The sequence below is a fragment of the Ottowia sp. SB7-C50 genome, from assembly GCF_033110285.1.
Classification (GTDB): Bacteria; Pseudomonadota; Gammaproteobacteria; order Burkholderiales; family Burkholderiaceae_C; genus Ottowia.
In genome coordinates, this window is sequence record NZ_CP136995.1 from 3125798 (window position 1) to 3145002 (window position 19205).

The 19205-nt window shown below is 67.9% G+C and carries 23 protein-coding genes; 8 read left to right on the forward strand and 15 right to left on the reverse strand.

All coding sequences use genetic code 11. The annotated features are described in order from the left end of the window. The first annotated feature begins 106 nt into the window (after window positions 1-106). Complete coding sequence (locus R0D99_RS14925; protein ID WP_317748945.1) at window positions 107-1198, forward strand: alpha/beta hydrolase; 1092 nt, start codon at window positions 107-109, stop codon at window positions 1196-1198. 22 nt (window positions 1199-1220) lie between these two features. Next, complete coding sequence (locus tag R0D99_RS14930; protein WP_317748946.1) at window positions 1221-1577, forward strand: cyclophilin-like fold protein; 357 nt, start codon at window positions 1221-1223, stop codon at window positions 1575-1577. A gap of 119 nt (window positions 1578-1696) precedes the next feature. Here R0D99_RS14930 and napF read toward each other — a convergent pair whose 3' ends face one another. Next, window positions 1697-2233, reverse strand: coding sequence for a ferredoxin-type protein NapF (napF, locus tag R0D99_RS14935; RefSeq protein ID WP_317748947.1), 537 nt, complete (start codon window positions 2231-2233; stop codon window positions 1697-1699). A 136-nt stretch (window positions 2234-2369) separates the two neighbouring features. Here napF and R0D99_RS14940 point away from each other — a divergent pair, with 136 nt between their 5' ends. After that, window positions 2370-3167 carry a hypothetical protein gene (locus R0D99_RS14940; protein ID WP_317748948.1) on the forward strand — a complete coding sequence of 266 codons (798 nt, stop codon included), beginning with the start codon at window positions 2370-2372 and terminating at the stop codon, window positions 3165-3167. 139 nt (window positions 3168-3306) lie between these two features. Here the strand turns inward: R0D99_RS14940 and R0D99_RS14945 are convergent, their stop codons facing one another. The 10 genes from R0D99_RS14945 to tyrS all read right to left on the reverse strand — a co-directional run bounded on the left by R0D99_RS14945 (window position 3307) and on the right by tyrS (window position 12004). Continuing rightward, a complete protein-coding gene (locus tag R0D99_RS14945) occupies window positions 3307-4053 on the reverse strand; it encodes a hypothetical protein (protein ID WP_317748949.1) in 747 nt (248 codons plus the stop codon). After that, on the reverse strand, window positions 4050-4487 hold the full coding sequence (locus R0D99_RS14950; RefSeq protein WP_317748950.1) for a cytochrome c-type biogenesis protein: 438 nt from the start codon (window positions 4485-4487) through the stop codon (window positions 4050-4052). Before R0D99_RS14950 ends, R0D99_RS14945 begins: the two co-directional genes overlap by 4 nt. Further along, window positions 4484-7207, reverse strand: coding sequence for a heme lyase CcmF/NrfE family subunit (locus R0D99_RS14955; protein ID WP_317748951.1), 2724 nt, complete (start codon window positions 7205-7207; stop codon window positions 4484-4486). Before R0D99_RS14955 ends, R0D99_RS14950 begins: the two co-directional genes overlap by 4 nt. A gap of 4 nt (window positions 7208-7211) precedes the next feature. Continuing rightward, window positions 7212-7625 carry a type II toxin-antitoxin system VapC family toxin gene (locus tag R0D99_RS14960; protein WP_317748952.1) on the reverse strand — a complete coding sequence of 138 codons (414 nt, stop codon included), beginning with the start codon at window positions 7623-7625 and terminating at the stop codon, window positions 7212-7214. A gap of 3 nt (window positions 7626-7628) precedes the next feature. Further along, window positions 7629-7856 carry an AbrB/MazE/SpoVT family DNA-binding domain-containing protein gene (locus tag R0D99_RS14965; protein WP_317748953.1) on the reverse strand — a complete coding sequence of 76 codons (228 nt, stop codon included), beginning with the start codon at window positions 7854-7856 and terminating at the stop codon, window positions 7629-7631. 34 nt (window positions 7857-7890) lie between these two features. Beyond that, on the reverse strand, window positions 7891-8511 hold the full coding sequence (gene ccmE, locus R0D99_RS14970) for a cytochrome c maturation protein CcmE (protein WP_317748954.1): 621 nt from the start codon (window positions 8509-8511) through the stop codon (window positions 7891-7893). Between the two features lie 4 nt (window positions 8512-8515). Then, window positions 8516-9313 (reverse strand): heme ABC transporter permease CcmC, encoded by a 798-nt coding sequence (gene ccmC / locus R0D99_RS14975; protein WP_317748955.1) that lies wholly within the window; start codon window positions 9311-9313, stop codon window positions 8516-8518. A 131-nt stretch (window positions 9314-9444) separates the two neighbouring features. Next, complete coding sequence (locus R0D99_RS14980; RefSeq protein WP_317748956.1) at window positions 9445-10131, reverse strand: heme exporter protein CcmB; 687 nt, start codon at window positions 10129-10131, stop codon at window positions 9445-9447. Next, on the reverse strand, window positions 10128-10775 hold the full coding sequence (gene ccmA, locus R0D99_RS14985) for a heme ABC exporter ATP-binding protein CcmA (protein ID WP_317748957.1): 648 nt from the start codon (window positions 10773-10775) through the stop codon (window positions 10128-10130). The genes R0D99_RS14980 and ccmA overlap by 4 nt, the downstream gene beginning before the upstream one ends. Continuing rightward, complete coding sequence (gene tyrS / locus R0D99_RS14990; RefSeq protein WP_317748958.1) at window positions 10772-12004, reverse strand: tyrosine--tRNA ligase; 1233 nt, start codon at window positions 12002-12004, stop codon at window positions 10772-10774. The genes ccmA and tyrS overlap by 4 nt, the downstream gene beginning before the upstream one ends. A gap of 275 nt (window positions 12005-12279) precedes the next feature. On the opposite strand from tyrS, the gene R0D99_RS14995 reads away from it, so the two are divergent. After that, window positions 12280-13518 carry a M23 family metallopeptidase gene (locus tag R0D99_RS14995; RefSeq protein WP_317748959.1) on the forward strand — a complete coding sequence of 413 codons (1239 nt, stop codon included), beginning with the start codon at window positions 12280-12282 and terminating at the stop codon, window positions 13516-13518. A gap of 144 nt (window positions 13519-13662) precedes the next feature. Here R0D99_RS14995 and erpA read toward each other — a convergent pair whose 3' ends face one another. The 4 genes from erpA to rplM form a co-directional block, all read right to left on the reverse strand. Next, window positions 13663-14043 carry an iron-sulfur cluster insertion protein ErpA gene (gene erpA, locus R0D99_RS15000; protein ID WP_317748960.1) on the reverse strand — a complete coding sequence of 127 codons (381 nt, stop codon included), beginning with the start codon at window positions 14041-14043 and terminating at the stop codon, window positions 13663-13665. A 92-nt stretch (window positions 14044-14135) separates the two neighbouring features. Further along, window positions 14136-14597, reverse strand: coding sequence for a polymer-forming cytoskeletal protein (locus tag R0D99_RS15005; protein WP_317748961.1), 462 nt, complete (start codon window positions 14595-14597; stop codon window positions 14136-14138). A 111-nt stretch (window positions 14598-14708) separates the two neighbouring features. Next, complete coding sequence (gene rpsI / locus R0D99_RS15010) at window positions 14709-15101, reverse strand: 30S ribosomal protein S9 (RefSeq protein ID WP_317748962.1); 393 nt, start codon at window positions 15099-15101, stop codon at window positions 14709-14711. A 12-nt stretch (window positions 15102-15113) separates the two neighbouring features. Next, on the reverse strand, window positions 15114-15542 hold the full coding sequence (rplM, locus tag R0D99_RS15015) for a 50S ribosomal protein L13 (RefSeq protein WP_317748963.1): 429 nt from the start codon (window positions 15540-15542) through the stop codon (window positions 15114-15116). 247 nt (window positions 15543-15789) lie between these two features. On the opposite strand from rplM, the gene R0D99_RS15020 reads away from it, so the two are divergent. The 4 genes from R0D99_RS15020 to paaC all read left to right on the forward strand — a co-directional run bounded on the left by R0D99_RS15020 (window position 15790) and on the right by paaC (window position 19204). Beyond that, window positions 15790-16758 (forward strand): 23S rRNA (adenine(2030)-N(6))-methyltransferase RlmJ, encoded by a 969-nt coding sequence (locus R0D99_RS15020; protein WP_317748964.1) that lies wholly within the window; start codon window positions 15790-15792, stop codon window positions 16756-16758. Between the two features lie 152 nt (window positions 16759-16910). Beyond that, a complete protein-coding gene (paaA, locus tag R0D99_RS15025; protein ID WP_317748965.1) occupies window positions 16911-17939 on the forward strand; it encodes a 1,2-phenylacetyl-CoA epoxidase subunit PaaA in 1029 nt (342 codons plus the stop codon). 90 nt (window positions 17940-18029) lie between these two features. Next, a complete protein-coding gene (paaB, locus tag R0D99_RS15030) occupies window positions 18030-18311 on the forward strand; it encodes a 1,2-phenylacetyl-CoA epoxidase subunit PaaB (RefSeq protein ID WP_317748966.1) in 282 nt (93 codons plus the stop codon). After that, the gene (gene paaC, locus R0D99_RS15035; protein WP_317748967.1) at window positions 18311-19204 is read left to right on the forward strand and encodes a 1,2-phenylacetyl-CoA epoxidase subunit PaaC; all 894 of its coding nucleotides are present in this window, start codon (window positions 18311-18313) and stop codon (window positions 19202-19204) included. Before paaB ends, paaC begins: the two co-directional genes overlap by 1 nt. Window position 19205 lies beyond the last annotated feature (1 nt).

A 19205-nucleotide genomic window follows, 5' to 3' on the forward strand; every position in this document is an offset into this window, starting at 1 on the left:
GCATTCATCACCTAGTCAAAGACTCGGCCGATACCCAGAATTAGCGCCATCGCTGCAGGCGGCCCACCCCGCCAACGCGGCAAAACGCTGACAAGGAGCACCCCACATGAACCCCAACCTGTCCCGCCGCCGTGCGCTGCAAGCCGCCCTGTCCGTGGGCGGCGCGAGCCTGGCCGCCCTGCCGTCCGCCGCCGTTGCGCAATCCGCCGCCCGATCCACGCTCACCACCGCCCCCGCCATGACGCTCACCGAAAAATGGGACAAGCTTTTCCCGAAAAGCCCGAAAGTCGATCACCAGAAGGTCACGTTCAGCAACCGCTACGGCATCACGCTGGCAGGCGATCTGTACCTGCCCAAGGCGCGCACAGCCGCGCGCGGGCCCGCCATCGTCGTGGGTGGGCCGTTCGGCGCGGTCAAGGAGCAGGTCTCGGGTCTGTACGCGCAAACACTGGCCGAGCGCGGCTTCGCCACGCTGGCGTTCGACGGTTCGTACACCGGCGAGAGTGGTGGCCAGCCGCGCAACATCGCCTCGCCCGACATCAACACCGAGGACTTCAGCGCCGCCGTCGACTTCATCGGCCTGCTGCCGCAGGTGGACCGCGAGCGCATCGGCATGATCGGCGTCTGCGGCTGGGGCGGCATGGCGCTGAATGCGGCTGCCGTAGACAAGCGCATCAAGGCCGTGGTCAGCAGCACCATGTACGACCTCTCGCGCGTCGCGGCGCGGGGCTACAACGACCGCATGACGCTGGCCGAGCGCACAAAGGCGCTGGAGCAGCTCAGCCGCCAGCGCTGGGCCGACGCGGAAAAGGGCGCACCCGCCTACCAGCCGCCCTACAACGTGCTGAAGGGTGGCGAGGCGCAGTTCCTGGTCGACTACCACGACTACTACATGACGCCACGCGGCTACCACCCGCGCGCCGTCAACTCGGGCAACGCGTGGACGCAGACCAACCCGATGTCGTTCATGAACGCGCCGCAGTTGACCTACATCGCCGAGATCTCGCCGCGCCCGGTGCTCATCATCCACGGCGAAAAAGCCCACTCGCGCTACATGAGCGAAACCGCCTACGCGGCGGCGGCCGAGCCGAAAGAGCTGCTCATCATCCCCGGCGCGAGCCACGTTGATCTGTACGACAACCTGCAGAAGATTCCGTTCGACCGGATAAACGCCTTCTTCAAGCAGCATCTGGTCTGAGGCGCGGGCTGTCGAGTTCTCCATGGATACCCTGCGTCTGAACATTGCCATTGACGACCAACCGTTCGCGGCCGCGCTGGCCGACAGCCCGGCCGCGCGCGCCTTTGCAGCGCAACTGCCGCTTTTCCTGACGTTGCAGGACTACGAGGGCACCGAGAAGATCGCCGCACTGGCCGACCGCCTGCCGGCTGAGCCCGGCGCCGCGCACACCGCGCGGCCGGGCGACATCACCTACTACGCGCCCTGGGGCAACCTGGCGCTGTTCTACGGCAATGGCCCCAGCGCGCCATCGGGCCTGGTGTATCTGGGCCGCTTCGACGGCGACGTGATCGCCGCGCTGCGGGGCGCCACGCGCCTTCGCATCGAACACGCGCAGTGACGGAGCCGGATCGAAGACGCCATCTGCGCTGCCATGGACAAGTTACTGGGGTGTCGACCTCAGCGCTCACCGGCGAAAAGCGGCCGACCGCCTGTCCAACTACCCGCAAGATGCGTCGGTCACGCAGCTTGACGCGGGCCGATCATCGCCGCCCCCACCGGGCACACCGCCACGCATTCGCCGCAGGCGGTGCAGGCGGCCAGGTCCAGCTGCATCTGGCTGATGCCGCCCGGTGCGGGCCTGAAGCGGATGGCGCGCGGGGCGCAGGCGTCGGCGCAGATGCGGCACTCCACCTTTTGCAGCGCCAGGCAATGCGGTGCGATGCGCACCTGCCAGCCGGGCCAGGCGGCGTGCGATGTGCCGGCCTGCGCTGCCTCGGCGGCCGGGCGGTTCAGTGCCTGTGGCTCGCACGCGGCTTCGCAGGCGCCGCAGAAGTCGCAGCCCTGCGCCGAAAAATCGACTTCCGGAAAGCCGCCATCGCCCACCTTCAGCACGTGGCGCGGGCAGCCTTCGACGCAGGCGTGGCAGCGCACACACTGTTCGGTAAAGCGCGCCTCGGCCACCGCCCAGGGCGGGCGTTGCACCACCGGCGCCTGCGGCGCCGCCGCGTCGGCCATGCGCCCGCGCAGGAAGGAGCGGCGGCGCGGGTCAACCATCGTGGCCCCCGGCCGTGGCGTTGACAGGGTTCATCGGGCGAAACCATCCGATGCCGGAAATCGGTGCGCCGTACACCCCGGCGTCACGATTTGGCGGCATGATGCGGGCCGCGAACCACTGCATGAGCACTTTCCCATGACTTCTGTCACCGCAATCCATCGTGTCCACCGCCTGGGGCTGGCCGCCGCGCTGGCGCTGGTTGGCCTTTGCGCGACGCCCGCCTGGGCGCAGCGTGATGGCGCGCCCAGTCGCACGACGCAGGTGCAATTCAAGGCCGGCGCGACCGACGCCAGCTACCGCGGCACGCTGCGCGGGCTGCAGGCGCACAGCTACCGCTTTAGCGCCCGCAAGGGCCAGGTGCTGAACGCCACGCTGAACAGCCCAAGTCCCGACCTGCAGACGGTGCTGTACGCCATCGGCAAGAACGGCGTCGCCGTCAACCCCGTCGACGACCCACTGTCGACCGATCATCAGACGCTGCCGTACAGCGGCCGCTACGAGATTCGCGTGATGAAGACGCGCGATGGCGGCAGCGCGCCCTACACGCTGCACCTCTCCATCGCCCACGCCAGTGACGCACCGGCAGCGCCGACGGTCGCGGCGACGCCCGAACTGCGCCGCGCACCGTGGATCCACTACCGCTGCCAGGACGGCCAGCGCGTGAGCGTGCGCTACCACTACGGCGAAGCCACCGCCCGCGCGCAGGTGCGGGTCGATGACCGCATCACCACGCTGGGCTACGGCGCTGACAGCAACGCCGACATGACCGTGTTCGAGGGCGGGCGTCTGAAATGGATCATCGAGAACCTGCCACCCGCGCGCAAGCGCGACGCCCGCGGCGGCATGCTGACGCGCGCCGAGACGCAGGTGGTCAACGGCGAGAAGCTGGCGGTGGACAACATCCTGCGCAAGGACTGCAACCCGCTGCGCTGAGCGGCCGCCCCGTTCCGTCATTCCCGCGCAGGCGGGAATCGATGGGCGGTGCATTGCCTTGCGGCCGGCGGATGCGTGGATTCCCGCCCGCGTGGGAATGACAGCGAAAGCCGGAGCGGTCAAGCCAGGTGCCTTTCAATCATTTTTTTGTAGCACCCGGCGCTGATGGGTCTTGCGTGTTCGGCTGTCCAGGCTGTGAAACCCGCGGGTCGCGCCCCGCCGCCAGCTGCGCCAGCGCCGCGTCCAGCGCCTGGCGGTCAGCGCTGCCTTCGGGGTAAAGGTCGCGCAGTTGCGCCATCACCTTTTGCGCGGCCGCGGCATCGCCCCGATCCAGCGCGGCCAGCGCGCGCAGCATCAGCACGCCGGGCGCGTTGGCGTCGAGGCTCATGGCGCGCGCCAGCAGCTCCTGGCTGCGGCGGTCGAAACGCTGCCCCTGGCTGAGGATGCGCGCCTCGGTCCATTCGGCCATGGCTTCGGCGTCGTCCCAGGCCAGGTCCTGGGCGTGTTCCCACGCCTCGGCCGATTCGGCGTAACGTTGCAGCACCTTGTAGCTGCGCGCCAGCATCAGCCAGCCGGCCGGGTTGTCGGGCTGGTCTTGCAGGCGCTCGGCCAGCTTGCCGACCATGGTCTCGGCCGATTCGGTGGGCACCGGGTGGCGGTCGCGCGGGTTCAGGCCGCGCGGGTTGCCCAGCGCGGCGTACAGCGCCATGGCCGCCAACGGCAGCGTGAGCGTCAGCCACCCCATGCGGCGCCGCGCCCCCGCCGTGTCGTCGTCGGCGCTGGCCGACCACACCAGACTGGCGGTGAACAGCGCCACCAGCGCCATGGCCGCCAGCACAAAGGGCCACAGCCAGTCGGTGCCCAGGATCATGGCCATCGGGTTCATGGCGTACCCCCTGCGTCGTCCGCCGCGTCGTGGCCCCGCGCCGCGCGGCCGCGCACGGTGCGCCACACCAGCAGCCCACCGCCGGCCAGCAGCAGCAGCGGGCCGGCCCACAGCAGCAGGGTGCTGGCCTGCACCGGCGGCTTGTAGTTGACGAAATCGCCGTAGCGCGCGCGCAGGAAGTCGCGGATCTGCTCGTCGCTGTCGCCCTGCGCCATGCGGGCGCGGATGTCGCGCTTCAAATCCATGGCCAGCGGCGCGTGCGAATCGGCCAGCGATTCGTTCTGGCACACCAGGCAGCGCAGGTCCTGCGTCAGGCGGTGCATGCGGTCGGCCAGCGGGTCGGTGGCGGACCAGGCGCAGAACGCTATCAATAAACTAGCTGCCAACGCTTTCAGGACCAGCGCCAGCGGGTTAAAACGCTTGAAATGGCTCATCGCCCCGCCTCCAGCAGCGGCAGAACGCGGGTGCGAATCACTTCGTCGGTCAGCGCGCCGACGTGCTTGAAGCGGATCACGCCCTGCGCGTCGACGACAAAGCTTTCGGGCGCCCCGTACACCCCCAGGTCGATGCCCATGCGGCCATCGGCGTCGACCATCGAGCCGACGAACGCGTTGCCATGGCGTGCCAGCCAAGCCAGCGCGTCGGCCCGCTTGTCCTTGTGGTTCAGGCCGATCAGCTGGTCGGCATGGCCTTGCGTGCGCAGTTGCGCAGCCAGCTTCATCAGCTCGGGGTGTTCCTGCAGGCAGGTGGTGCACCACGACGCCCACAGGTTGACCAGCCGCGCCTTGCCGCGCCACTGCGCCGGGCCCATGGATCGGTCGGGCGCTTCGAGCAGTGGCAGCGCACGGCCGGGCCAGGGCTGGCCGATGAGCACGCTGTCGAGCTGGCGCGGATCGCGCGTCATGCCCACCGCCAGCAGCACCAGCAGCGCGGCAACGCACGCGAACGCGGCCCACAGCCCCCAGCGGCGCGCGCGCGGCGTCGACGACATGGCCGGTGCGGTCGGCGCGCTCACGGCAGCCCCCCCTTCGCGGGCGGCTTCAGGCGGCGCGATCACTCTGTTTTTAATAGCTGCATCCGCGCTTTTGGCAAGCGCTTGCGCCCTTTTCGATTCAGAACGCCGATAGCGACGCGCCGCCGCGGCCACGCCCGCGCCCAGCGCCATCAGCACCACGCCGATCCACACCCAGCGCATGAAAGGCTTGTGCTGCACGCGCACGCTCCAGGCGCCGAAGGGCGTGCCCTCCAGCGGCTCGCCCAGCGCCACGTACACATCGCGCAGCAGGCCCCAGCGGATGGCGCTTTCGGTCATGGGCATGCTGCTGCCGACGTAGTTGCGCTTTTCGGCCTTGAGCGCCACCGGCGGCTCGCCCGCGCAAGCCAGCGTGAAATGCCCCGCCAGCGCCATGTAGTTGGGGCCGCGCGCGGGGTCGATGCGGTCGAACGTGATGCGGCAATCGGCGATGGGGTGCGTTTGCGATGCCGCGTCGGCCACGCTGGCCTTGCTGTTGCCGGGCACCAGGCGCACGTCGCGCTCCACACCATAGCCGCCGACCATCGCCACGCCGATGGCGAACACGGCCACGCCGAGGTGGGCGATGACCATGCCCCACTGCGATGCCGTCAGGCGGCGCATGCCATGAGTCTGCGATGCCGTCAGCCCTCCCTTGCGCCATTGCTGCCACGCCCACAGCTTGGTCGCCGCGCCCGCCACGCAGGCCAGCGCCAGCGTCAGCACCACCGCGGGGCGTGCGCTGCCGTACAGCGTGTGCAGCAAACCCCAGGCGGCGATCAGCGCCACGACGAAGCCCACGCTCAATGCCTTGAACATGCGCGCGGTTGACGCATCCAGCCCCGCGCCCCAACGCAGCCACGCGGCGGGAATCAGCAGCGCCAGCAGCAGCAGAAACACCGGCGCCAGCACCGCCTCGAAATACGGCGGGCCCACGCTGATCTTGCCCAGGCGCAGCGCATCCATCGCCAGCGGATACAGCGTGCCCAGCAGCACCGTGGCGCAGGCCACGATGAGCAGCAGGTTGTTGAGCAGGATGCCGGTCTCGCGCGAGGCCAGCGCCGTGGGCAGCGGGCCGCGCGCGTCCACCAGCCGGTCGGCGTGCCGCGCGTACAGCGCCATCGCCCCCAGCACAAACGCCGCAATCAGCCCCAGCATGAACACGCCGCGCCGCGGGTCGCTGGCAAACGCGTGTACCGAGGTCAGCACGCCCGACCGCACCAGGAAGGTGCCGAGCAGCGACAGGATGAAGGCGCCAATGGCCAGCACCGCCGTCCAGTGCGGCAGCGCGCGCCGCCCCTCGCGCACCGCCAGCGTGTGCGCCAGCGCGGCCAGCACCAGCCAGGGCATGAACGACGCGTTTTCGACCGGATCCCAGAACCACCAGCCGCCCCAGCCCAGTTCGTAATACGCCCACCACGACCCCAGCGCGATGCCCAGCGACAGCGCCGCCCAGGCCAGCAGCACGAAGGGGCGCATGGCCTTGACCCAGTCGCGTGGCGCATCGGCATACGCCAGCACCGCCATCACCATCCCAAACGGCACCGCCGTGCCCACGTAGCCCACATACAGCAGCGGCGGATGCAGCGCCAGGCCGGGGTCTTGCAGCAACGGGTTCAGGCTCTGTCCCTCGTCGGCCGCCGGCAGCAGGCGGATGAAGGGGTTGGACGTGAACAGGATGAAGGCCAGCATGGCCAGTGAGACCAGGGCCAAGAAGCCAAGCACGCGAGCGACAAATTCATCCTTCACGCAATAAGGGGCGCCGGCGCCTGCTGAATAAGCCTCAGCAGCTCCTTTATTCGCAGCAATACCGCGCAAGCCCCAAGCCGCCAGCACCGACCACGCGGCCAGTATCAACGCCCACAGCAGCAGCGACCCCTCATGCCCGCCCCAGATGGCCGACACTTTGTACAGCAGCGGCAAATCACGGTGGCCGTGCTGCACCACGTAGGTGACGGAAAAATCGTCCTGCACGAAGCCCGCGCCCAACAGCGCAAACGCACCCGCAATGCCCACGACCTGCCACGCCAGCGCCACGCGCGCCAAGCGCGGCTGCGCGTGCGGCGCCAGGCCGGACCACGCCTGCACGGCGGCGGCCAGCAGGGCGAGGATCAGCAGCAGGTGGGCGAGTTCGGGGAGCATCGATTCAGTGCGCAGGCGCAGAAGTGACCGCCTGCGCGCCTTCCATGCGCGCGCAGGCCCGGTCGAACGTCCACAAAGGCGCCTCGCCCGCTTGCTGGGCCAGCGCCACATGCATGCAGTCGGCAAAATCCGCGCGGCTTTGGCTGTAGAACGACAGCGCCGCCTCCACGGCTGTTTCGGCGTCGATGCGCAATTCGACGGCGGACAGCAGCGCCGCCAATGCCATCGTCACGTCCGCCTTGTCAAAACCATAGCTGGTGCGCAAAACCCACTCCAGTTCCAGCAGCACGGTGACAGGCACATAGAGCGACTCGCCCCGTTCGACGACGCTGCCGATCCATTGCGCCGCCGCCTGCATCTGACGCACGTCGTCGCGCACCAGATAGCGCACCAGCACATTGGTATCGAGCGCGGCCATGCGTCAGGTCGCGGCCCAGGCGTTCATGTCGTCGACCTTGACCTTCTTGCCCTTGGGCGCGGTCAGCAGGCCGGCCATGTCGAGGATGGAGCGGTTCTTGGCGCGCACGACGACCGAACCATCGGGCATCACGTGCCAACACAGCTTTTCGCCCGGCTGCACGTGCAATGCCTCGCGCACGGGCTGTGGCACGGTGGTCTGGCCTTTGACGGTAACGGTGGACTCCTGCATGATGATTCCTTACTTTTATCAATATTGTAATGATTCATCGCGCCTTTGGGAGTTCCACCCCCGGCGCCACATAGTTCTCGTCGTGCTTGGCCAGCACCTCGCTGGCGACCAGCTGGCCACCCGCATCCAGGCGCCCTTGCGCCACGGCGCCCTTGCCTTCGACAAACAGGTCGGGCAGTACGCCGCGGTACACCACGGGCACGGTGTGCGCCATGTCGGTGAGGACAAAGCGCACTTCCAGGTTCTGTCCGGTGCCGCGCTGGATCGATCCCTGCTGCACCAGCCCGCCGATGCGCACGCCGTCCTTGCCCGTGGCCTGGCCTTGCGCGACCTGCGTCGGCGTGAGGAAGAACACCAGGTTGTCGTTGAACGCGCGCAGCACCAGCGCGGTGGCGATGCCGGCGGCCAGCAGCACGCTGGCGAGCAGCAGCATGCGCTTGCGGCGCGGCGTCCAGGCGGGGCGGGGTGAGACGGCGGCGGTCATCGCGGCGCCCCCCCCGGACGTGCGCAGTGCGCGGGCACGGCGGCGCAGCGACCCCCATTCCCAGACCAGCGCCAGCGCGCAGGCGCCAAACGCCGGCCACACGTACGCGCCGTGCTTGCCCATCTGCAGAAAGGCGGCGACATCGGGCCACCACGGGGTCAACCAATCCATGGTCCTACAGGCCTCCAGCGCTGGCGGGATGAGCGCGATCAGCTATCAAAATTGAAGTATCTTGCGCATCGCCCTGCAAGTCTTGCAGCCAGCGCGTGTGCGCCTCCCGCTCTTCGATGAGCAACTGCACGCGCTTGAACGACACGGCAAACGTCCACGCCCAGGCCGCGCCGGTCATCAGCAGCAGCCCCGCCAGCGTGGCGCCGGGCATGCGGGCGCCCGATGCGGTGATGCTGGCGCCCTGGTGCAGCGTGTTCCACCAGTGCACCGAGAAATAAATCACCGGCAAATTCAGCGCGCCCAGCAGCCCCAGCACCGCGCACGGCCGGTCGGCGCTGGCGCGGCCTTCGTGCGCGCGCAGCAGCGCCAGATAGCCCAAGTAGAGGAACAGCAGCAGCAGCGACGTGGTCAGCCGCGCGTCCCACACCCACCAGGTGCCCCACATCGGCTTGCCCCACAGCGCGCCGGTGACGAGCGACAGCAACGCAAACACCGCCCCCGTGGGTGCCAGCGCGTGCGCCATCAGGTGCGAGGCGCGCGTGCGCCAGACGAGGCCGACGAAGCTCCAGAACGCGATCACGGCGTAGATCCACATCGACATCCACGCCGCCGGCACGTGCACATACAGGATGCGGTAGCCCTCACCCTGAACCGCGTCGGCTGGCGTGGCAACCAGCGCCAGCCACAGGCCGGGCAGCCCCATCGCCAGCGCCAGCCACAGGCACGGCCGCACCCAGCGCCCGGCCAGCGCGTGCAGGCGCTTGGGGGCGGCGAAGTGGAACAGCGTCGGTTCGAAGGCCATGGAGCGACTCTATCGGCTCAAGGCGCTGCCTGCCTTGATCTGCCTCTGATTTTTGACACGGGTCAAGCCTCTGCCACCTGCATCGGTCGCAACCAGAACGGTGCAGCTCATCCCAATTTTGTGCCGCTTGCTCAGCTTTCGACCGCCGCCCTTAAGCCCACCGCCGCCAGCAGCGGGCACGCCACCAGCGCCACCGCCAGCATGGCGCCCAGCAACGCCAACTCGGCCCCCACCGCTTGCCCGCGCACGGCGTGGTGCACCGCCATGGCACCAAAGATGATGACCGGCGCCACCAGCGGCAGCACGATCAGCATCACCAGCAGCGCCGCGCCGCGCAGGCCGCCCGCCAACGCGGCGGCCACGCCAGTGACGAGCACCAGCACCGCCGTGCCCAGCGCCAGCGACGCCATCAGCACCGCCAGCGCCCACGCGGCCAGGCCAAACTGCAGCGCCAGCAGCGGCGCCACGGCCAGCACCGGCAGCGCGGCCAGCAGCCATTGCGCGGCCAGCCGCGTGGCCACCAGCAGCGCCAGCGGCAGGCCGGTGGCCGCGCAGGTCAGCACCCATTGATCGACCCAGCCACTGCGCAGGTCGTCCTGAAACATGCGTGCCGACGCCAGCAGCACCGCCAGCAGCGCGCCCACCCACAGCACGCCGGGCGCCAGCAGGCGCAGCGTGTCGGCGTCGGGCTTGAGCGACAGCGGAAAAAGGCTGCTGACCACGACAAAGAACAGCGCGTGCCAAGCCAGGTCGGCCGGCTGGCGCAGCGCCTGCGCCCACTCGCGCAGAAAGATGGCGCGCAGCACCGCTCCGGTCATGCCGATTGCTCTGAATTTGATAGCTTCTTGCGCTTGCCAGACGGGCGCAACTGCAGTGTTTGATGGGGAGGAAAAGCGCGTGGCAGCGGCTGGTGGCTGGTCAGCACGATGGCGCCGCCTTGCGCGGTGTGGCCTGTGGCCAGCGCGGCCAGCGCCTCGCAGGCGTCAGCGTCCAATGCGTCGAAGGGTTCGTCCAGCAGCCACAGCCGGCGCGGCGCCAGGGCCAGCGGCGCCAGCGTGAGCTTGCGGCGCTGCCCGGCCGACAGCAGCCGCACCGGGCGCCCGCACGGCACGCCGGCCGCCTGCAGGTGGCTCGCCAGCGCCGTGCGCGGCGGCACGGGTGCGCCGGCCACGGCCAGCAGCAGGTGCAGGTTGAGCGCGGCATCCAGGTCCTCGACCAGCGTGTTGGCGTGGCCGATCCACCAGACCTCCCTGCAGAGGCTTGTCGACGTCGCCACGGCCGGCGCGCGCAGCCCGGCCAGCGTGCGCAGTAGCGTCGTCTTGCCGCAGCCGTTGGGGCCTTGCACGTGCACCACGTCGCCGGGCATCAGCGTCAGGTCGAGCGGGCCCCACAACAGCAGGCCGCCCCGCTCGCCCGCCCAGCCGCGGCAGGCCAGCAGGGCAGCTTCGGCAGATTCGGTCAAGCCAACGTCACCCGCGCAAACTTGCGCTTGCCGACCTGCACGACGTAAGTGCCCACTGGCAGCTTGAGGCCTTTGTCGCTGACGACGGCGGAGTCGACGCGCACGCCGCCCCCGTCGATCAGGCGGTTGCCTTCTGAGCTGGACGCTGCCAGGCCGGCCGCCTTCAGCAGCGCGCCGATGCCCATGGGGGCGCCGGAGAGCGCCACTTCCGGGATCTCGTCCGGCACGCCACCCTTGCTGCGGTTGATGAAATCCTGCTCCGCTGAGGCGGCTGCAGCGGCCGAGTGAAAGCGCGCCGTGATTTCCTTGGCCAGCATGACCTTGGCGTCCTTCGGGTTGCGGCCCGCGGCCACCTCGGCGCGCAGCGCGTCGATGTCGGCCATGCTCTTGAACGACAGCAGCGTGTACCAGCGCCACATCAGCTCGTCGCTGATCGACAGCACCTTGGCGAACATGGTGTTGGCGTCTTCGGTGATGCCGATGTAGTTGTTCTTGGACTTGGACATCTTTTCGACGCCGTCCAGGCCCTCCAGCAGCGGCATGGTCAGGATGCACTGCGGCTCCTGCCCGTATTCCTGCTGCAGGTGGCGGCCCATGAGCAGGTTGAACTTCTGGTCGGTGCCACCCAGCTCGATGTCGGACTTGAGCGCCACCGAGTCGTAGCCCTGCATCAGCGGGTACAGAAATTCATGCACGCTGATCGAGGTGCCGGCGTGAAAGCGCTCGTGAAAGTCGTTGCGCTCCATCATGCGCGCCACGGTGTACTTGGCCGCCAGCTGGATCATGCCGCGCGCGCCCAGTGCGTCGCTCCACTCGCTGTTGTAGCGCAGCTCGGTCCTGGCGGGGTCGAGCACCTTGAAGGCCTGCGCCTTGTAGGTTTCGGCGTTGACCTGGATCTGCTCGGCGCTCAAAGGCGGGCGCGTGCTGTTGCGGCCGGACGGGTCGCCGATCAGGGTGGTGAAGTCGCCGATCAGGAAGATGACCGTGTGCCCCAGATCCTGCAGCTGGCGCATCTTGTTCAGCACCACGGTGTGGCCGATGTGGATGTCGGGCGCCGTCGGGTCCAGCCCCAGCTTGATGCGCAAGGGCTGGCCGGTGGCTTCAGAGCGCGCCAGCTTGCGCAGCCAGTCTTCACGCGGCAGCAATTCTTCACAGCCGCGTAGCGAAATAGCCATGGCTTCGCGCACGCGGTCGCTCACGGCGGGGTTTGTAAGTAAATTGTCAGACATCGTTCGATCGGGTTGTAGGCGGGCACCTACGTCGTTATACTTGATCAGTTATGGTCCGATTCTAGGGGCCTTGCTCTTGCACCAAGAGCGCTTCCGAGAGGCCGGCTCACACCGTGGGTGTTGCCTGAATACAACGAATACGGATACCCGTCGCGTGAAGCAAAAACTGATTTCGACTGGCTTGGCTTTTGCCGATTTCGTCCACCGCCACCCCAAGCGCATCACCGCTGCCATTGCCGCCCTCTTGATGGGGGGGCACTGGCGGTGCGTTTGCCGTGGCTTCGCTGGCGCCCGCCGCACCCGCCCAGCCGTTGCGGCTGATTTCCGAGGCCGTGGAGCCGACCACGCTGGACCGCCAGGTCGAGGCGCTGGACGGCTATTCGTTCACGCTCTACCGCAGCGAAACCACGCGCGCCACCGACACGCCCGAAGCGCTGCTCAAGCGCCTGGGCCTGTCCGACCCTGCCGCTGCCGCCTTCCTGCGCAAGAACGAAACCGCGCGACAAGTGCTGTTCGGCAAGTCGTCCGCTGGCCGCACCGTGACGGCCGAAGCCACCGACCGTGCGCAGCTGCAGACGCTGCGCACCCATTGGGTCGAGCAGGAAAACGACGACAGCTTCCAGCGCCTGGTGGTCGAAAAAGCCGGCAGCGGCTTCAGCGTGCGCGTCGAAACCGCGCCGCTGGTGGCCAACCAGCGCCTGACCAGCGGCACCATCCGCGGCACGCTGTTCGCCGCCACCGATGAGGCCCGCGTGCCCGACAGCGTGACCAAGCAGCTGACCGAAATTTTCGAAAGCAACGTCGACTTTCATCGCGGCCTGCGCCGTGGCGACCGCTTCACCGTGGTGTATGAAACGCTGGAAGCCGATGGCGAGCCCATCCGCGCCGGCAAGGTGCTGAGCGCCGAGGTCACCAACCGCGGCAAGACGCACCAGGCCATCTGGTTCAAGGAAGCCGGCGCGCCCAAGGGCGCCTACTACTCGTTCGACGGGCAGAGCCTGCTGAAGGCCTACCTGCTGGCGCCGCTGGAAGCCACCCGCATCACCAGCGGCTTCGGCGTGCGCAGCCACCCGGTCTACGGCTACAGCCGCGAGCACACCGGCGTCGACTATGCCGCGCCCACCGGCACGCCAGTGCGCACCATCGGCGACGGCACCGTCAGCTTTGCCGGCGTGCAGAGCGGCTACGGCAACGTCATCCAGATCAAGCACCGCAATGGCAAGGATTCGACGCTGTACGCTCACCTGTCGCGCATCGACGTGAAAGTGGGCGACAACGTGATGCAGGGCGAAACCGTGGGCGCCGTCGGCTCCACGGGCGTCTCCACCGGGCCGCACCTGCACTTCGAATTCCGCATCAACGACACGCCGCACGACCCGACCGAAGTGCTGGCCGACCAGCGCGAATACGTGCCCGTGTCGCCCGGCGGAAAAGCCGCCTTCGCCAAGCTGGCCGCCAACATGAAGATGCAACTGGCCGCCGCCACCGAAGTCACGCGCGCCAGCTTCGACTGACCGCCAAACTCTTGAATTGATAGCGCCAGACGCGCTCTGGACAAGCGAACAGGCCTGATTCTCCGTTCTGTCCCACCATCAAAAAAGGGCGCCATAGGCGCCCTTTTTTGATGCGATGGCCTGAACCGACCGCTGCTGCTGCGCTTATTCCTCGGCCACCGAGAACGACGAGCCGCAACCGCAGGTGGTCTGGGCGTTCGGGTTCTTGATGACGAACTGCGCGCCCTGCAGGTCTTCCTTGTAGTCGATTTCGGCGCCAATCAGGTACTGGTAGCTCATCGGGTCGATCAGCAGCGACACGCCGTTCTTGCTCATCGTCGTGTCGTCGTCGTTGGCGACTTCGTCGAAGGTGAAACCGTACTGGAAGCCCGAGCAGCCGCCGCCCTGCACGAACACGCGCAGCTTCAGGTCGGGGTTGCCTTCTTCCGCAATCAGGTCGGCCACCTTGGCGGCGGCACTGTCGGTGAACACGATGGGCTCGGGCATCGTGGTGGGCGAAGTGATGTCTTGCGCTACGGCGCTCATGAGGGGGACTCCTGTTCGGCCCCGTGATACCGGGACCATCGCAATACTATATCAAATCAGTCGGGTTTTGTCGCTGCGCCGCAGGGCAGCCCTCACGGGCGTTCCGGGTCCAGCGTCGGCTCGGTGGGCTCCAGCCGAGGCTCGACCGCGGCATCAGGGGCTTCGCGCTGCGGCTCACGCGGCTCTGGCGCGGCGGGCGGCGGGGTGACCTGCGGCTGCAACTGGCCCGCGATGACCGCGCCCTGCTGCATTTCCAGCGATTTGTAGCGCACGTCGCCCTGCACGCGCGCCTTGGCCTGCAGCTCCAGCAGTTCCCACGCCTGGATCGAACCGACCACCGTGCCGCTGACGACGACGTGATCGGCGCTGATGGTGCCTTGCACGTTGCCGCTTTCGCCGATCACCAGCAGCCCCGGCTGGCCGCCTTCGGCCGTCACGTCGCCCACCACCGTGCCGTCGATCTGCAGGCTGCCCTGGAACGTGCACGGCCCCTGCACCCGCATGCCGGCACCGATGAGGCTGTTGACCGAGGGTTGTTTCCTGATGCCCAACATGGCGAGTCTCCTGCGTCGTGTTCGCGCGGCCTTTTTACCATGCCGCCCATGAAAAAACCGTGCCGCCCCGAAAGGCCGACACGGTTTGCTGCAGTGGGAAGCGGCGAGGGATCAGCGCTTCGAGAACTGCTTGCGGCGGCGTGCCGAGTGCAGGCCGACCTTCTTGCGCTCGACCTCGCGGGCGTCGCGCGTGACGTAACCGGCGGCCGACAGCTGCGGCTTGAGGTTGGCGTCATAGTCGATCAGCGCACGGGTGATGCCGTGGCGCACTGCGCCGGCCTGGCCGGATTCGCCGCCGCCGTTGACGTTGACCTGCACGTCGAAAGCTTCGACGTTGTCGGTCAGCACCAGGGGCTGCTTGCAGATCATGATCGAGGTCTGGCGGCCGAAGAACTGCTCAATGGGCTTGCCATTGACCGTGATCTTGCCGCTGCCTTTTTTCAGGAACACGCGGGCGACGCTGGACTTGCGACGGCCGGTGCCATTGTTCCAATCACCAATCATTGCATCGGCTCCTTAGATTTCCAGCGCCTTGGGCTGCTGGGCGCTGTGCGGGTGCTCGGCGCCGCCGTAGACCTTCAGCTTCTTGATCATGGCGTAACCCAGCGGGCCCTTGGGCAGCATGCCCTTGACGGCCTTTTCCAGCGCGCGGCCGGGGTGCTTGGCCTGCAGGTCGCGGAAATTGGTTTCGCGGATGCCGCCCGGATAGCCGGTGTGGCGGTAGTACTTCTTGTCGAGCTCTTTCGCGCCGGTGACGCGAATCTTGGAAGCGTTGACGATGACGATGAAGTCACCGGTATCGACGTGAGGCGTGTAAATGGCCTTGTGCTTGCCGCGCAGACGGAGGGCAACTTCGCTGGCTACCCGTCCGAGCACCTTGTCGGTGGCGTCAATCACAAACCACTCGTGCGTCACGTCAGCAGGCTTGGCGCTGAACGTTTTCATGAGTTTTCCAGTAACGGATGGTTTGGCGGACCCTTTTCCACGGTCGGTGCTCCTCTTGTGACGGGAGCCTCTTAGGTGGGGTGTACTGTTTCTTGCCGCGGGGTCACATTTGCGCTGCAAAGCCTTTGATTCTAACCGGGCGGCGCCAGCCCTGGCAAGGGCGCCTGCACCGGGCAGCCCCGCGGGCCGGCGCCTGGCCGCCCACGCGCGCCACCCCCTGCACCTTGCGGCCCGCTACCATCGGCGCATGTTCAGTTATCGCCACGCCTTCCACGCCGGCAACCATGCCGACGTGCTCAAGCACCTGACGCTGCTGGCGACGCTGCGGCACCTGATGCGCAAGCCGACCCCGTTGCTGCTGGTGGACACCCACGCCGGCGCCGGCATCTACCGGCTGGACAGCGACGCCGCGCAGACCTCGGGCGAAGCCGGCGAAGGCATCGCCCGGCTGCAGGCCACGCCGGCGCCGTCCCATCACAGGTCAAAAACGGTACCAGCGCCCGCCAGCTCTGCGCAAGGCGCTATGCAAAATGAAGCACTGGCGGATTATCTCGAGGTCGTCGCCCGCTTCAACCCGGCCGCGCGCGGCGCGTGGCGCGTCTACCCCGGCTCGCCCCTGCTGATGCACGCGCTGATGACCGAGCCCGACCGCGCCGTGGTGCACGACCGCCTCAAGCTGTTCGAGCTGCACCCCACCGACGCGCAGGCGCTGCGGGCGCACATCGACCAGCTCGATGCCGGCCGCCAGGTCACGATGACCCGGCAGGACGGCCTGGCCGGCCTGAAGGCGCTGCTGCCGCCCCCGCCGGCGGCCGGCGGCTCGCGCCGCGCGCTGGTGCTGATCGATCCCAGCTACGAAATCAAGAGCGACTACGCCAAGGTGGCCGAGGCCGTGCAGGATGCGCTCAAGCGCTTTGCGACCGGCGTGTACCTCGTGTGGTACCCCATCATCCCGCGCCCCGAGGCGCATGGCCTGCCGCGCCGCCTGCGCACGCTGGCCCAGCAGGCCGGCCGCGCCTGGCTGGACGCCACGCTGCACATCGGCGCGGCGGCCGACGGCGCGGGCCTGACGGCCAGCGGCATGTTCGTCATCAACCCGCCGCACACGCTGAAGGCGCTGCTGGACGACGCGCTGCCGCAGGTGCTGGACACCTTGCGCGAAGGCCGCGGCCGCGGCGCCGCCTGGAGCGTTGAAGCCGGCGCCGCCCGGGCCTGAATGCCCCGCCCGGGCACGCTCGGGTAATCCCTGATTCCGCGATCAAAAATTAACCGACCGCTCGGTCGGTTAATTCACTATACTTGCTGCTCGACCGCTTTTTTGCGCGCGCGCCGCCCTCTGTGCGCCGCAATGACAGGAGACAAACGCGCATGTATACCCAAGCCCTTTCCGTGCCCGACGCCGCCGAAGGCAAGACGGGCAACCTCAAGCCGCTGGCCAAGCCCCTGAGCGAGGCCGAAGCCAGGCTGATGGCGCAGTTCCAGGCCCGCATCGACGCCGACGGCCGCATCGAGCCGCGCGACTGGATGCCCGAGGCCTACCGCAAGACGCTGGTGCGCCAGATCAGCCAGCACGCGCACTCCGAAATCGTCGGCATGCTGCCCGAGGGCAACTGGATCAGCCGCGCCCCCAGCCTCAAGCGAAAGTGCATCCTGATCGCCAAGGTGCAGGACGAGGGCGGCCACGGCCTGTACCTGTACAGCGCCGCCGAAACGCTGGGCACCGGCCGCGACCAGATGCTGGATGCGCTGCACTCCGGCAAGGCCAAGTACAGCAGCATCTTCAACTACCCCACGCTGAACTGGGCCGACGTCGGCGTGATCGGCTGGCTGGTCGATGGCGCGGCGATCATGAACCAGATTCCGCTGTGCCGTTGCAGCTACGGCCCCTACGCGCGCGCCATGGTGCGCGTGTGCAAGGAAGAATCCTTCCACCAGCGCCAGGGTTACGAGGCCCTGCTGGTGATGATGCGCGGCAACCAGGCCCAGCGCGACATGGTGCAGGACGCCGTCAACCGCACCTGGTGGAAGTGCCTGGCCATGTTCGGCCCGTCGGACAAGGACAGCATGCATTCCAGCGACGGCATGAAGTGGGGCATCAAGCGCATCAGCAACGACGACCTGCGCCAGAAATTCATCGACGCCACGGTGCCGCAGGCCAACGTGCTGGGCGTGACCCTGCCCGACCCCGACCTGAAGTGGAACGAAGAACGCGGCCACTACGACCACGGTGAGATCGACTGGGACGAGTTCTGGCAAACCGTCAATGGCAACGGCCCCATGAACAAAGAGCGCCTGGCCACGCGCGTGAAGGCGCACAACGACGGCGCCTGGGTGCGCGAAGCCGCGCTGGCGCATGCCGAAAAGCAGCGGCAGCGCGCCATGAAGGCCGCCGCCTGACCTGAGCCGCAGGCTGGCGAAAGCGCAGCGAGCCAGCCCACAAAAACAATTTCCTTTGGAGAGAGACCACCATGTCCACCCCCCCTCGCAATGAAAGACTGGCCGCTGTGGGAAGTTTTCGTCCGCAGCAAGCAAGGCCTGGAACACAAGCACTGCGGCAGCCTGCACGCCAGTGACGCGCAGCACGCGCTGCAAATGGCGCGCGACGTCTACACGCGCCGGCAGGAAGGCGTGAGCATCTGGGTCATTCCGTCGCACCTGATCGCCGCCAGCGACCCGAGCGAGAAGGACGAACTGTTCGAGCCCGCCAGCGACAAGATCTACCGCCACCCCACGTTCTACGAGATTCCTGAAGAAGTGGGGCACATGTGATGAGTTCAGTGGCAGAACAGGCCGCAGCGCCCATCCATCAAGCGCAAGCAGCTACCATTTCAATAGCAAACCACGCGCCGCTGCAATACGTCTTGCACCTGGCCGACAACGCCGTGGTGCTGGGCCAGCGCAACGCCGAATGGTGCGGTCACGCGCCGGTGCTGGAAGAAGACATGGCCATGGCCAACAATAGCCTGGACCTGATCGGCCAGGCGCGCCTGCTCTACCAGCACGCCGCTGAGCGCCTGAACAACGACGTGCGCTCGCCGCGCAGCACCGTGTGGCCCGCCGGCCCCGTGACCGAAGACACGCTGGCCTATTTCCGCGGCGACACCGACTTCCGCAACTACGTGCTGCTGGAGTTGCCGCACCACACCGGCCTGGTGCCCTCGGCCGGCGGCACGCGCGACTGGTCCATCACCATCGTGCGCAACTTTCTCTACAGCGCATTGATGGTGCTGGTGTGGGAGGGCCTGCAGCAATCCAGCGACGCGCAGCTGGCTGCCATTGCCGCCAAGAGCCTGAAAGAAGTGCGCTACCACCTGCGCCATTCGCGCGACTGGCTGGTGCGCCTGGGCGACGGCACCGATGAATCGCACCGCCGCGCGCAGGCCGCACTCGATTACCTGCTGCCCTTCACCGACGAGTTCTGGACCGCCAGCGCGCTGGAAACCGAAGCCGTCGACCAGGGCGCCGGCGTGGACGTGCCGGCACTTCGCGCCGCGTGGGACCAGATCGTCGATGAAGCGATCGCCGAGGCCACGCTCCAGCGCCCGGCCGCCGTCAAGCGCTACGTGCCCGAAGGCAAGCGCGGCGTGCATTCCGAATACCTGAGCTACCTGCTGGGCGAGATGCAAAGCCTGGCGCGGCAGCACCCGGGGGCGGTGTGGTGAC